We start from the raw sequence: 14,122 nt of genomic DNA on the forward strand, positions 1-14,122 counted from the left end.
GATTTCACAACTTAGACTTAGACATCCTAGAAGCCGATTCCGTCCATCCGGACGAATATCTACTAGGAGGAAAGATACTTTGAACACGACATCATTCTCGAAGACCTTGAAGGTGTTCGCAAGCTTTCTCATCGTTTTCAGCATCGTTTTAACATCTTTACCAGTAGCTGAAGCAGCGACGACGAAAGCGACGACCTACCGTCTGTCTACCGATAGTTATCTGTACGACAAGACGGCATCTTCTCGGAAACGCTTGTTGACGATCAAGACCGGAACTGTCGTTTCATCCACGTATGCTTCTGGAGCATTCAGAAGAGTGACATACGCTGGAAAAACGGGATATGTCGCGTCGAAATACCTCACGCTGTACGAAAAGAAACAAACCGTTTCTGGACAGCGCTACCTCGTCCTCAAAAAAACACCGATCAAAAAGACCGCAGTGGATACTGCAACGACGATCGGTACGTTGAACGAAGAGGATGTGTACTACACGTCACAACGTGTGACGAATCCATATGGCGAAACATGGTACCGCGTCAAATATGACGGGAAGACGGGCTATGTAGCTGCCGGCGCAAAAGCAGTTGCCTATAAAAAGGTGACGAACACGACGTCAAGAACGGTCGATGCTTATATCTTGCGCCAATACGCTGGAACAGGTTATCCAAAAGTTCAGACCATTCCATCTGGAAAAGACGTCAAAATCGTCGGTCGGATCGAGGACTGGGTCAGCGTTCAGTACGATGGGAAAAAAGGCTACATGCATCAAGATGCGTTCGCCTCTTCTGAAAAGCAAAGTGTGACATTGATTCCACAAACACGGTATCAGACGAAAAGTGTGACACCCCTTTACAGTCAAGCGGAAGCGAAGAATAGCTTAGCCAGTCTTCCGAAAGACACGATTGTCACATCAAGCGCTAAGACGGCAACGTATCATCAAGTCACATACGCTGGTAAAACGGGTTACGTCTTATCCGCTACATTGGCAGAGTACACAGAAAAGACGAAGCTTCCGTCTTCACGCTTCCTGTTGACAGCATCACTTGCCATCAAGACGACACCTGCAACCAATGGAAAAACACTTGCGACACTAAGTGCTGGAAACGTCTACTACACGAAGACACGTGTGACGAATCCACTCGGTGAAACATGGTATCAAGTATCGAAGGAAGGTAAAACCGGCTTCGTATTAGCGAATCAGGCAACACCAATCGCTTACGAATCACAATCAAACCTTTCATTGAAAACGACAGCCGCGACAACGATCCGCTCGTATGCAGGTCCATCGTATGCTGCAGTGCAAACGATCCCGAGCAATACGATCATCAAAATTTCTGGACGGATCGGCAATTGGTACCGGGTCAGTTATAACGGTAAAACGGGATATGCTGCTTCCAACACCTTTACGACGCTTGCAACGAAGCAGAAAATTGCAGGCGCACGCTTTGAACTTGAAAAAGCAGTTTCGATCAAATCTTCACCAGATGTAAAAGCATCCACGCTGACAACACTGCAGAGCGGTGACATCTACTACACGACACAACTCGTGACGTCAAACGGTCAGCAATGGCATCGTGTGAGCAAGGATGGAAAGACAGGCTACATTCCTGTCGGTCAAGGCAAGAGCGTTCGTTATCAATCGGATCGGATCGTCATGCAAACGACGACTTCGACACCATTACGCTCATATGCCGGAAACACTTATGCGACTGTCAGAACGATTCCTTCTGGTACGAGCATCACGGTCACTGGAATGATCGACGACTGGTATCGTGTGACGTACAACGGGAAAACAGGTTACATCGCTTCACGTTACGCTAAGGAAAAAGTCATGACGCAATCGATTCCATCTTCTTCTTATCGCCTTGGACGTACCGTCGAAGTAAAAACGTCGCACCAAGCGACAGCTGACACTCTCGTTCGCCTCTCTTCTGGAGACGTCTACACGACGAATCAAGTCGTCACGACTGGTCGTTCGGAGCAATGGCATCGCCTGACGGTTGACGGGAAAACCGGTTACATTCAAATCAATCAAGGTTCACCTGTCACATACGAAAGTGTCAATAACCACCGCTATCAAGCAACGACGGATACGACACTCCAGTCGGATGCCGGTTCAGCTTATGCGACGGTGACGAAGCTGCCAAAAGCAGCCGTCGTTCAAGTAACAGGTAGTCTCGATCAGTGGTTAAAAATCAGCTACGCTGGTAAAAACGGCTATGTTTTAAAATCAACACTGACACCGTACACGGAAACGAAAAAGATTACGGGTGCACGTTTCTTGGCGAATCAATCACTTGTCGTCAAACAAGCACCGGACGATCAAGCAGCAACTGTAACGACACTCTCGTTCGGAAATGTCTATTACACATCTTCTTTGATCACGTCCTACACGAACACCTCGTGGCATAAAGTAACGATTGATGGCAAAACGGGTTATATCCGCACCGGACAAAACACGTCATCAATCAAATACGAAGCAAAACAAAAATTGTACGTACGGGCTACATCAAACGTTGCTTTACGCTCTTACGTCGGTAGCTCATACAATGTCATCAAGACGATTCCTCAAAATCTCGTCGTCACTGTCTCTGGTCAAATCGGTGATTGGTATAAGATTTCCTACGATGGCAAAAGTGGATATGCATATAAGGGGGCGTTCGTGACGACTTCTTCTAAATTAAACGTCTATAACTCCGTCGCGACACCGTATACGTTCGATAGTTTCATCAGCGCACAGATGAAACTAAATCCACCTCCGCAAACGGATATCTACAAAAACAAATTGATGTACGTCAGCACGGGTTACGTCCGTCTCGGTGGTGCACTCGATCCAGTCAATGGAACGATTGCGACTGTCACAGCGACGACACCGCTCAACATTCGTTCAGGCGCTTCGACAGCAAGTCACGTCTATGGTCAATTCCAGCCTGGTCGGATGATTCGCGTCTATCAATCCGTCAGCGGCTTCTATACGACGTACCCACGTGTCTATTCGAACGCAACGAATTACTCGACGATCCAGTGGCTGAATGCACTCGAAACAGACGTCCGTAACGCTGCTGATCCACTGAAGGTCGACCGGAATTCTTCAGACTTCTATCAGTTCCTTGATCTATCGAAAACAACAGGTGCGACACCTGCGACACTCGATAAGATGTTAGCGAACGTGACGAAGGGCGAAGGAATCTTCAACAAGTGTAGCAACGGTAGTTGTGGTCAAGCGTTTATCGATGCTGGTCAAAAGTACAGCGTCAACGAAGCTTACTTGATCTCCCACGCTTTGCTTGAGACAGGTAACGGAAAATCGACACTCGCAATGGGTGTGACATGGAATGGACGCAAAGTCTACAACATGTACGGCATTGGTGCGTATGATTACGATGCAATCAACACTGGTGCTGCTTATGCGTATAGCCAAGGTTGGTTCACTCCGGAAGCCGCGATTGTCGGTGGTGCTGAATTCATCAGCACGAAGTACATCCACAATGCCTATGGACAAAATACGCTTTACAAAATGCGTTGGAGTCCGATGCGCCCTGGTAGCCATCAGTACGCAACAGACATGGGATGGGCCGTCAAACAGACATCACGGATCTATTCACTCTATCAACAGATGGATAGCTATACGGCTACCTTCGATATTCCGGTCTTCGCTCGTTAAGGAAACGATGAAGCTGAGTCTTTAAATCAATGAAATAATTCCAACAAAAAGGAAAGACCGTTCTGGTGACTTCACTGGAACGGTCTTTCCTTTTTGATTAGTGTAGAACGAAAAAGGTCATCCTCCACTCCTACAGGATAAGAAAGCGCGCTCGGCGCTTTCGTCAGGGTTAGGTAAGACCCGGCAGACCGCGTCACATGCGGGGATGCCGCGGCTTACCTCCCGCCTGAGGAAAGGGAGAATGACCGACTCGTTCGTCTTGTGAAACGACAAACTTCGAAGAGAACCCCTGCATTTACGCGGAAGGGCTCCCCTAGCGTTCCATGTCATCGGCAACGATTTGAATATCGATCCCGCGGACATGACGCATGATTTCATTGATGATCGATCCACGCCGGACTTCCTGCCAACGGGTCCGTGCAGATTGACCGAGGACGATTTGAGTGATGCGATGATGCTTGGCAGCTGCCGTGATCGCTTGGGCAATCGAGCGCTCGCCTTGGATTCGGATCAGCACTTCTGCTCCGAACAAGGAGCCACTCTCGCGGACCATCGCAAGTACTTCTTTTTGTTTGGCATTCAATTGATTCTCCGCTGCCGGTAAAATCGTTAGTACATATAGATCTGCTTTTAGCCGGCTCGCCATCCGAAAGCCGCGATAGATCAACTTCCGCGCGTTGTCGTTGAGCTGGATACAGACGAGAATCCGTTCTTGTAACGTCGCTGGATCCTTTTCGATCAACAAGCGTGATTGGTAGACTTGATCGTCGACTTCGTCCGCGACCTGCCGTAGCGATAACTCACGTAAGCTCGCAAGATTCTGAAGCGAGAAGAACGAATTCAAGCTCTGTTCGATTTTTTCCTTCTTATAGATCTTTCCTTGCTCGAGTCGTTCCCGTAACGTCTGTGGCGTGACATCGACGAGTAGAATCTCATCGGCTTCACCGAGAAACGGATCCGGGATGCGTTCCCGCACTTCGACGCCCGTCACTTCTTTGACTTTAAAGAGCAAGCTTTCGAAATGCTGGATGTTGACGGCCGAATAGACATTAATTCCCGCTTCAAGCAGTGCTGCGACATCTTGATAGCGTTTTTTTCGTACCGATCCTGGCGCATTCGTATGCGCCAGTTCATCAATCAGGACGATATCCGGGCGACGGGCAATGATCGCGTCCACGTTCACCTCGGGGAATACTTTTTCCTTATAGACGACTTCAAGTAGCGGGACTTGTTCGAGTTGCCCGACCATCTCCGCCGTCTCTTTTCGACCATGTGTCTCAATCAGACCGATGACGACATCCTTACCTTCAAGCGTCAATGTTCGCGCATCGGCCAGCATCTTATACGTCTTTCCGACACCAGGAGCTGAGCCGATGTACAGCTTCAGCTTTCCTCGTGTCATGACTTACTCCGATCAAGTGCTAAGTTCAAGCGCAAGACGTTGACGTAATCATGGGTTCCTGCTTCCTTCGTGATCAACTTTCGTACTTCTTCACGCGATAGGTCGCGCGCGGTTGCGATACGCTTCGCCTGAACCAAAGCATAATCGACTGAGATGTGCGGATCGAAGCCAGAACCGGATGTCACGAGGGCATCGTCCGGAAGCAAAGCGCCGTCCTCTTGGTTCTGTTTCTGTAATTCCGCCATCTTCGTGCCAAGCTCCGGGTTCGATGCTGCTAGGTTATCCCCAGCAGACGCTCCCGCTAATTGATCGACCGCTGATGGACGTCCGTGAAAATACTGTTTCGACGTGAACGGCTGGGCAATCAATTCCGATCCGATGAATTTTCCGTTTTCTTGTACTAAAGAACCTTCAGCTTTATCCGGTACGAGTAATTGACCAAACAGGGTCAATAAAGCGGGAAAGAAGATCCCGCATAACGCTGCGACGAAGACCGTCACACGAATGGCTTGTTTCATGATTCGTTTTCTCCTTAGAGGATGCTTGCAAGCAAGACATCGATGATTTTAATCCCGATGAACGGTACGACGACACCGCCAAGACCGTAGATCAGTAAGTTACGACCGAGTAATTGATCCGCCGTCATCGGTTTGTAAGTGACTCCTCGCATCGCAAGCGGAATCAACATCGGAATGATGATCGCGTTGAAGATCAAGGCAGACAAGATCGCACTCGTCGGTGAATCAAGACGCATGATATTGAGTACTTCCATCTGTGGAATGGCGACCATGAACATTGCCGGGATGATCGCAAAATATTTCGCGACATCGTTTGCGATCGAGAACGTCGTCAACGCTCCCCGTGTCATCAAGAGCTGCTTCCCGATTTCGACGACTTCGATGATCTTCGTCGGGTTTGAATCAAGATCAATCATGTTCGCTGCTTCTTTCGCCGCTTGTGTTCCGCTGTTCATCGCGAGACCGACATCGGCTTGAGCGAGTGCTGGTGCGTCATTCGTACCGTCTCCCGTCATCGCGACGAGGTGACCGGCTGCTTGTTCCTGCTGGATGACACGAATCTTGTCTTCCGGCTTACATTCCGCGACGAAATCATCGACTCCTGCTTCGCGGGCGATCGTTGCTGCCGTCAATGGGTTGTCACCGGTACACATGACCGTCTTGATGCCCATTTCACGCAGCCGATCAAATCGTTCCCGCATTCCGGGTTTCACCGTATCTTTTAAATAGATGACGCCAAGGATCGTTGCGTCGATCGCGACGACAAGTGGTGTTCCGCCGAGACGAGAAACCGTATCTACTTTCTCTTGCAAATCATTCGGAATCGCGCCACCTTGTTCCTTGACCCATTCTTGAATCGCTTGTCCCGCCCCTTTGCGTACACGGCGTCCATCTCTTAAGTCGAGTCCGGACATTCGTGTCTCTGCTCGAAACGGTACGATCTCTGCACCATCTAACCAGTGTTGTTCCACCGGCATTGCGCGAAGTTCAGCGAGTTCAAGAACGGAACGTCCTTCTGGTGTCTCATCAGCGAGCGAGGCGAGGATTGCCCCCTCGAACGCCTGCTCAGCAGTGCGTCCGCCGACTGGTGTGATTTCCGACGCCATCCGGTTCCCGAACGTGATCGTTCCCGTTTTATCCAGAATGATTGTCTGGATATCACCTGCTGCTTCGACCGCCTTTCCGCTCATCGCGATGACGTTAAAGCGCGTAACGCGGTCCATTCCGGCGATTCCGATCGCAGACAGTAAGCCGCCGATCGTCGTCGGAATTAAACAGACGAGTAAGGCAATCAAGATTGGACCTGAAAGATCAAATCCAAGGTAGTTCGTAAAGAACGGTAGTGTCATGACGACAAGTAAGAAAATCAATGTCAAGCTCGTCAAGAGCGTTGATAACGCGAGTTCATTCGGTGTCTTTTGACGACTTGCGCCTTCGACGAGGGCAATCATCTGATCGAGGAACGATTCTCCCGGATTGCTCGTGATCCGGACTTCGATCTCGTCACTGATGACGAGCGTGCCACCGATGACCGATGAGAAGTCACCGCCCGCTTCCTTGATAACGGGTGCGGATTCCCCCGTGATCGCCGATTCATCAATCGAAGCGAGACCTTTGATGATTTCACCGTCACCCGGTACATACTCCCCTGCTCGGACGAAGACGATATCGCCCTTCCGAAGTGTTGCGGACGAGACACTTTGAATCAGTTGTCCGACACGTTTACGGGCCATGACGTCCGCTTTCGACGCTTTTAGTGAGTCCGCTTGTGCTTTCCCACGTCCTTCCGCGATCGACTCCGCGAAGTTCGCGAATAAGACCGTCAAAAAGAGGATGATGCTGACCGTCAAGTTAAAGCCACGCATTTCGTCAATAAAGATCGTATAGCCGATTGCGAGCAAGCAGCCGATCCAGACGACGAACATGATCGGTTGTTTGACCATGTTGACGGGATTTAATTTTTTAAAGGCATCGATCGTCGCTTGACGCGCGATCGAGCCATTGATTGTTGATTTGGATTGGTGTTCCGGCTCCCCGTTCGGTTGGTGTTCCTCGGGCGTCGGATGCATGATTCGTTCCATCATATGCTTTTATCTCCTGTTCACATCGTCAGCCAATCCGCGACCGGTCCAAGTACGAGCACTGGCAAGAATGTCAATGCACCGACGAGTACGACCGTACCGAGGAAGACTGTTCCGAAGAGTGGTGTATCTGTCTTAAACGAAAATTCATCTTGCGGAACCGATGGCTTCGCTTTAAGCGAACCCACGATTGCAAGCATCAAGATCAATGGGATGTAGCGTCCGAAGTACAGCGCGAATGATGTCGAGACGTTCCAGTAGACGTTGGCGTCGCCAAGCCCTTCAAACCCGGATCCGTTATTCGCCGTCGCGGACGTGAACTCGTACAAGACTTGCGACAGTCCGTGATAACCTGGGTTCGAGATGCCGGCAACGCCTGGTGCAACATACATCGAGATTGCCGTTCCGACGAGAATTAGGAATGGCGGTACGAGTAGCGCGATCGCGATCATCTTCACTTCGAACGTCTCGATTTTCTTTCCGAGGAACGTCGGTGTCCGACCGATCAAGAGACCTGTTAGGAAGACTGCGACGAAGGCGTACAGCAAGACGTTCAGGAATCCTGCACCTGCTCCACCGTAAACGACGTTGAGCATCATGTTGCCGAGCTGTATCAATCCAGCGAGCGGATGCAGTGAGTCGTGCATCGCGTTGACCGCACCGGTTTCAGCTGCCGTCGTAATCGAACTGTAGAGCGCCGTTCCGATTTGACCAAACCGTAATTCCTGACCATGTGCCGTTGGATTCGCAAGTAAGCTCCCTGCCATCCCGACCGTCATCATGATGAAGAGAAGCGTCATGACACCAAGGAATAGTCGTCCTTGTTTCGCGGAACCGATGATTTTTCCGTATGCGATTGGAAGAGACATCGGAATCAGTAGCATCAAGAACATCTGGATGAAGTTGACGAATTGGTTCGGGTTCTCGAATGGATGAGCACCATTGACACCGAAGAAACCACCACCGTTGTTCCCGAGCTGTTTGATGACTTCAAACGCAGCGACCGGTCCACGGTAGATCAACTGCTTCGCTCCTTCGAGCGTCGTGACGCTGACCGCCCCTCCGAATGTTTGCGGAACACCGAATAAGATCATCAGCATCCCGAACACGAGTGAAATCGGAATCAGGATCCGGAAGATGAAGCGAACGAAGTCGGCATAGAAGTTACCGAGCGGTTTGTTCGCAAGACCACGAATGACAGCGATACAGACCGTGAACGCCATCGTTGGAGCGACGAACAACATCGTTCCGAGGACGAACGTTTGTGAGAGATATGAGAGTGCCTCGCCTGAATAGTGTTGTTGATCGGTGTTCGTCATGAAACTGATTGTCGTATGCAACGCTGTCGACCAATCGAGATTCACAGCACCATTCGGATTCAAGGGTAGACTGCCTTGGAAACGAAGTAGCAAATAACCACCGATGAAGAAGAAAATATTTACAAGCAACAAACTTTTCGAATAACCGACCCACGATTGATCGTGTTTCTTTTCATCGACGCCGAGTAACAACAGGAGTCGTCGTTCGACCTTACCGATTTTATCGATCCGACGTTCTGCGACAGGTGCGAAGTATATCCCGATGTAGCGACCAAGCAAGACCGCTGCGCAAAGTGCGATGACGAGTAGGATCCAAAATTGGATCATGAATTGAGTCCACATGTTTTTCTGTTCTCCCTATGCGATTAGAATTTTTCTGGATACATCAGACAATAACCGAGATACAAGAAGACGAGGCAGCCCGTCGCCAGTAAAAACCACGTCATTTGCGGTCACCTGCTCTCCACTGGACACGCTCGATCAGATGAATCATTCCGAACGTCGTACCGAAGAAGAAGGCAAGAAATACGATACTCCACAGCTCTCCCATTATGAAAATACCCCCATATTATTCAATATTTTTACAATTAAACACGACAAAAAGACGATGTGAGGCAATAAACGGCCCCAGCATCGCCTTTATACTTTGGCATACTGAAAAAGAGTCGTTCCCTCCTAAAACGCCTGCGAGGTTAGCTGTCGGATTCGGGCATACCTAGGAATTCGCCCTACCTTTCCCGTTCGGAAAGGATTCACCCCGTGTCACGTGTCGTGACGGTTGGGTCCCCCGCTTCAATCATGAATTCGGCGTACTTTGAGATCGAAGCATTAACATGTTAGTGTTCGTTGATGAGATGGATATTACTCCGATTGTTTGAGGTTGTAAATAGAAAAGTTGAAAAAAAAATAGTCTGATTTTTTAATGACTTACTTTCGAAAAATAGCGTTTTTCCGCCCTATGCTATAGAAGAAAAAAAACCACAGAAATCGATTCCTTCATCTAAAATGGAGGAGCTCCATTTTAGCGAGAATCGTTCCGCGGTTTCATGAACGAACAATGATTATGATTGCTGATTCATTTTGGCATGGACCGTCAAAGGAGCTAGCATCGTCACCCATAGGGCAACCACTCCAGAAACAAGAATCACAATATCGCGTTCGAACCCAAGCGTCAGCAATGTAATACAACTACTGACCAGGACGAGACAAAGCGTCGCGATCATGACGAACCGCGATTGTTTCAACATTTTTCTCATGTGGCATCTCTCCTTTCCTTCCATATTCCTTTTCATCGTAACAAAGATTCGTCGAAAAAGCGCCGCTGACACCCGATTGTGATGTTTCTGTCATCTCGCAAGTAGCGATAGAAGACGACGAGAAAACGGATTTGTTACACTGGAAAAGTACTTAAAAAGGGGGAATCGATATGTTACAAGATCATTCATTTCAACGCGTCGACGGAACGTCGGCATCCTTAAGTGACTACCCAGCTCAAGCATGGCTGATCGTCAATACAGCCAGCAAATGTGGCTTAACGCCACAGTTCGAAGGACTCGAGCAATTGCATCAAGACTATCGTTCGCAAGGATTGACCGTACTTGGTTTCCCATGTAATCAGTTCGCGAATCAAGATCCGGGAACGGACGAGGAGATTCAGTCGTTCTGCCAAGTCAACTACGGCGTGACATTCCCCGTCTTCTCAAAAATCGATGTCAACGGTGAGCAAGCACATCCGCTATTTGAGGAACTGAAAGCACAAGCACCAACGACGGACGGTACAACAGACGTCGAGTGGAATTTCACGAAATTCCTCGTGACCCGTGATGGAGAAGTGACGCGGTTCTCACCAAAAACGAATCCAACTGATTTGACGGCAGCAATTGAACGATTGCTCGTTCAAGTCTAAAAAAATAAGCTTCCCTCCTTCTCTCTTGAAGGAACGGAAGCTTATTTTTATGTTGTCCCCGGCTCGAGATGACGACTGATCATCTCTTCCGCCAATCGTTTGACGTCATCGATATCGCGCATTTCCGTGAACGGATGTCCCCAGACGATCAGCTCTTCGATTTCTTCAATCGGTTGTGTCGTGTAGTGTGTACCATCGGCAACGAACTCTTGCGCAATCGTGGATTCAAAGGCAGCATATTTCAGGAGCCACGGCTTTTCACTCAAGATTTTTTGCGCATGTTTCGCTTGCTTGAACGTAACATCACCGACGAGGACGACCGGATCGAATCGTTCATGGAGCGGATGCGTATATTGAACAGAGATCAGCAATCCATGTTGGTTCGTTTTTTCTTGTTGCCGGACATACGTCCGTGTTAAAAAATGCGGCACGAGTGACTCTGCACTCTCCTTCGTCTGATGGATGCTCAGACCATGTTCCGTTTGGACGACTTCCGGGAGGACCGGTTCGTATCCACGGTTTGCTAATTGTTGATCGAGCTCTTTGAATAATAGCAGGGTATGTTCGACCAGCGCTCGGACTTGGCGAAACGATAATTGAATCGATTGATTGATCATACGATGACCTACCTTCTCTAAAAGTATGGCAATATACAGTTATTTACCCAAACTTTTCCGACTTCATCCCTGTTTCAGTGAAAGTTCCTCGAGCCACTTACGTGCTTGTTCACTCATACGAGCCATCGTCTGTTCTCGCTCGAGCGTGATTGCTTGTCCGGCATGGATCGAGCGACAATCGAGTGCGTGCGGCATGTTTTCTTCGACGATTCCGGCAAGGATCAGACAAGGAACGTCAGCTGCTTTTGCCATCCGCGTGACCTCACCTGGTAACTTACCGATTTGACTTTGACGGTCGACGCGTCCTTCTCCTGTCCAGACATAATCGGCTTGCTCCATCCGCTCTGCTACGCGAAGATGTTGCAGGATCGTCTTGGCTCCCGGAACGATCGTGCCGCCCAGCGCATAGACCGCTCCCCCGAGTCCACCGGCTGCTCCAGCTCCTTTAACATTCTCTAGTCCAAGTAACCGCCCGATCCGTTCAAGTTGCTGATCGAACTTTACGATGTCTTCTCGAAGCAGTCCTTTTTGCAGACCGAACAGATACGCTGGACCATCTGGACCATGATAAAGGGCTGTCACATCGACGAGCGCTTCCAGTTGAACAGGATACGCCGGGCATTGAATAGCATACGTCTCAAATAACGGATTCGTTTGAAACGAAATCAGATCACCAGACGCATCTTCAAGCCGACAACCGACTTCCGCGAGCAAACCGAGTCCTCCATCCGTCGTACCAGTCCCACCTAAAGCCAGTCGGATATGCGTGATTCCCTGATCGCGTAACTGAGCAATCAAACGACCGACACCACGCGTATTCATTCGAACGGGATCATCCTCGCTTCGCCGCATCGGCAGTCCACAAATACGCGCGACTTCGATGACGGCATCTGTACCCCTGACTGCATACTCTACTTCACACGGACGACCTGCCAAATCCATCGTCATCGCCGTCTTCACGTCATATCCGAGTGCGAGATAGACATCGAGCGTTCCCTCCCCGCCGTCCGCAACAGGCGAAAAATCGATGATCGCTGTCGAATCATACGCTCGGATCCCAGAGGCGACCGCTTCTGCCGCCTCTTTCGAAGAAATACTCCCTTTGAATGCATCCATCAAAATCAAGTGACGTCCCATCTGCATATTCCCCCTAAAAAACTCATATCAAGTTTTGATTGCGTTTCCAATTAATGTTACGATGATACTAATTTCAAATTACCATTACCTTATCTGACATTTCATTTTACATACACAGGAGGTCTTATTTCATGGAACGCTGTTCGTTATGTGGTACACCACTTCGTCAACACGATACGACTTGTTCTCATTGCCAACATCCTGTCATCAAGAAAGAACGACCAGCTGAACCACCTGCTCCGTCCTCTTCACGGACTTGGCTCATCAGCACCTGTCTTTTGCTCTTTCTCGTCGGAGGAGCCGGTTTCCTGTGGTATTCGTTAAAAGATCCCGTTTCGCCGGAAGCCGGTGAGACACCTAGCGTCGAAGCACTCGCTCTTTCTGAATGGTCCGATGAACAAACGGCTTACAATCAAACGTATTCGAAAGATCGGCCTCCGACGTCCTATGATGTCCTTCGTTTCGTCCGCCAATACACACGAACGATTCCAGAGCTTGCGACGTATTCGAAGAAATACGATTCCATCGAGACATTTTCTGCGATCCAGTTTACGACCTTGAAGGTGTTCGAATCCGAGTTCGACCATCTCGAGCGATTGACGAATGCCGCTGATGCTCCTGTCGCTCCAAGTGTTCTTGCCGTGACATTCCAAAAATTTACGTCAAAAGGTACCACGTATCACTTGCGTACACAGGAAACGTACCAAATCGCGACAGCAACGGGTTCAAAGCCTGTGACCTACCGCGTCCATTATCGTTTGAAAGTGCATACGGATCATCTGCAAATCATTGATGTCAATCGAACGGAGGTGACCTCATGAAACGAGTGCTCCTCTGTCTGCCACTTTGTCTCCTGATGGCGTGTTCGCCCGAAACATCCAAGATTCAAGAACAGCTCGAACAGCAAACTTATACCCGCGCCGTCGAACAATCGAAACAAGACATCGATGAACCGGCTGCTCGGCTGATGGTTCAGCTTGAGCGACAGCTTGCTGGCTATCAACTTCGTGATGTCTTAAAAACGGCGGAGGCGATCGAACGTCTTCAACTCGCAACGGATCACCCTGTCCGAAAACGAGCAGAAGCCATTGCTCTCAGTGCAAGAGAGACGTTGCAACAAGTCAAACAGTTCGAAGGAACATATGAAGTTGAACGAAGCACGCTCGAAGACGAGCCGTTCGACGGGACCGGGCGCATCCATGTCTCCTTCGATGAGCAAGATACGTTCATCGCGACGCTTCGCTTTGATCAGTTCGGTCTCCCGGACGCACTCCGAAACGATGAAGAAATCATTCGTTTTGAACCCGATCTCTCCGCTCGTGTCAGTTTATCTGGAGGACAAGTCAGCTATCGCTTCGTCCGTTCGACACTCCGCGTGACGTTCGAAGGACCAGGCGGTAAGCGAATCTATCAACTCAAACAACTATCAGATAAATAACCAGTAAAACGCCGCTTCACTTGAGACGATCCTCGAGTGA

The 14,122-nt window shown here is 49.4% G+C and carries 11 protein-coding genes and 1 riboswitch; of the genes, 4 read left to right on the forward strand and 7 right to left on the reverse strand.

Going from position 1 to position 14,122, the window contains the following annotated elements:
* Positions 1–79: 79 nt before the first annotated feature.
* The gene (locus tag ACZGCQ_RS10500; protein ID WP_214813239.1) at positions 80–3,664 is read left to right on the forward strand and encodes an SH3 domain-containing protein; all 3,585 of its coding nucleotides are present in this window, start codon (positions 80–82) and stop codon (positions 3,662–3,664) included.
* 313 nt (positions 3,665–3,977) lie between these two features.
* Here ACZGCQ_RS10500 and ACZGCQ_RS10505 read toward each other — a convergent pair whose 3' ends face one another.
* The 5 genes from ACZGCQ_RS10505 to ACZGCQ_RS10525 all read right to left on the reverse strand — a co-directional run bounded on the left by ACZGCQ_RS10505 (position 3,978) and on the right by ACZGCQ_RS10525 (position 10,240).
* A complete protein-coding gene (locus ACZGCQ_RS10505) occupies positions 3,978–5,066 on the reverse strand; it encodes a universal stress protein (protein WP_481266202.1) in 1,089 nt (362 codons plus the stop codon).
* Positions 5,063–5,584, reverse strand: coding sequence for a K(+)-transporting ATPase subunit C (kdpC, locus tag ACZGCQ_RS10510; protein WP_481266203.1), 522 nt, complete (start codon positions 5,582–5,584; stop codon positions 5,063–5,065). Before kdpC ends, ACZGCQ_RS10505 begins: the two co-directional genes overlap by 4 nt.
* Positions 5,585–5,598: 14 nt before the next feature.
* Positions 5,599–7,668, reverse strand: coding sequence for a potassium-transporting ATPase subunit KdpB (gene kdpB, locus ACZGCQ_RS10515; protein WP_481266204.1), 2,070 nt, complete (start codon positions 7,666–7,668; stop codon positions 5,599–5,601).
* 17 nt (positions 7,669–7,685) lie between these two features.
* A complete protein-coding gene (gene kdpA / locus ACZGCQ_RS10520; RefSeq protein ID WP_481266205.1) occupies positions 7,686–9,326 on the reverse strand; it encodes a potassium-transporting ATPase subunit KdpA in 1,641 nt (546 codons plus the stop codon).
* Between the two features lie 324 nt (positions 9,327–9,650).
* A riboswitch (cyclic di-AMP (ydaO/yuaA leader) is annotated at positions 9,651–9,804 on the reverse strand.
* 241 nt (positions 9,805–10,045) lie between these two features.
* Positions 10,046–10,240 (reverse strand): hypothetical protein, encoded by a 195-nt coding sequence (locus ACZGCQ_RS10525; RefSeq protein ID WP_029342614.1) that lies wholly within the window; start codon positions 10,238–10,240, stop codon positions 10,046–10,048.
* A gap of 170 nt (positions 10,241–10,410) precedes the next feature.
* On the opposite strand from ACZGCQ_RS10525, the gene ACZGCQ_RS10530 reads away from it, so the two are divergent.
* Entirely contained in the window at positions 10,411–10,890 is a 480-nt protein-coding gene (locus ACZGCQ_RS10530; RefSeq protein ID WP_214729259.1) for a glutathione peroxidase, read from the forward strand.
* 47 nt (positions 10,891–10,937) lie between these two features.
* On the opposite strand, the gene ACZGCQ_RS10535 is transcribed toward ACZGCQ_RS10530, so the two are convergent.
* Positions 10,938–11,507, reverse strand: coding sequence for a hypothetical protein (locus tag ACZGCQ_RS10535; RefSeq protein ID WP_069940967.1), 570 nt, complete (start codon positions 11,505–11,507; stop codon positions 10,938–10,940).
* A gap of 63 nt (positions 11,508–11,570) precedes the next feature.
* Entirely contained in the window at positions 11,571–12,644 is a 1,074-nt protein-coding gene (locus ACZGCQ_RS10540) for a glycerate kinase (RefSeq protein WP_481266206.1), read from the reverse strand.
* Between the two features lie 131 nt (positions 12,645–12,775).
* Here ACZGCQ_RS10540 and ACZGCQ_RS10545 point away from each other — a divergent pair, with 131 nt between their 5' ends.
* On the forward strand, positions 12,776–13,465 hold the full coding sequence (locus tag ACZGCQ_RS10545; protein WP_481266207.1) for a hypothetical protein: 690 nt from the start codon (positions 12,776–12,778) through the stop codon (positions 13,463–13,465).
* Positions 13,462–14,082 (forward strand): hypothetical protein, encoded by a 621-nt coding sequence (locus ACZGCQ_RS10550; protein ID WP_133207755.1) that lies wholly within the window; start codon positions 13,462–13,464, stop codon positions 14,080–14,082. Before ACZGCQ_RS10545 ends, ACZGCQ_RS10550 begins: the two co-directional genes overlap by 4 nt.
* Positions 14,083–14,122 lie beyond the last annotated feature (40 nt).

This window comes from Exiguobacterium sp. HSB13, from assembly GCF_056764755.1.

Coding starts and splice junctions, on each gene's coding strand:
- ACZGCQ_RS10550 (WP_133207755.1), top strand. CDS start 13,462: ATGAAACGAGTGCTCCTCTGTCTGCCACTTTGTCTCCTGATGGCGTGT.
- ACZGCQ_RS10545 (WP_481266207.1), top strand. CDS start 12,776: ATGGAACGCTGTTCGTTATGTGGTACACCACTTCGTCAACACGATACG.
- ACZGCQ_RS10530 (WP_214729259.1), top strand. CDS start 10,411: ATGTTACAAGATCATTCATTTCAACGCGTCGACGGAACGTCGGCATCC.
- kdpA (WP_481266205.1), bottom strand. CDS start 9,326: ATGTGGACTCAATTCATGATCCAATTTTGGATCCTACTCGTCATCGCA.
- kdpC (WP_481266203.1), bottom strand. CDS start 5,584: ATGAAACAAGCCATTCGTGTGACGGTCTTCGTCGCAGCGTTATGCGGG.
- ACZGCQ_RS10505 (WP_481266202.1), bottom strand. CDS start 5,066: ATGACACGAGGAAAGCTGAAGCTGTACATCGGCTCAGCTCCTGGTGTC.
- ACZGCQ_RS10525 (WP_029342614.1), bottom strand. CDS start 10,240: ATGAGAAAAATGTTGAAACAATCGCGGTTCGTCATGATCGCGACGCTT.
- ACZGCQ_RS10535 (WP_069940967.1), bottom strand. CDS start 11,507: ATGATCAATCAATCGATTCAATTATCGTTTCGCCAAGTCCGAGCGCTG.
- kdpB (WP_481266204.1), bottom strand. CDS start 7,668: ATGATGGAACGAATCATGCATCCGACGCCCGAGGAACACCAACCGAAC.
- ACZGCQ_RS10540 (WP_481266206.1), bottom strand. CDS start 12,644: ATGGGACGTCACTTGATTTTGATGGATGCATTCAAAGGGAGTATTTCT.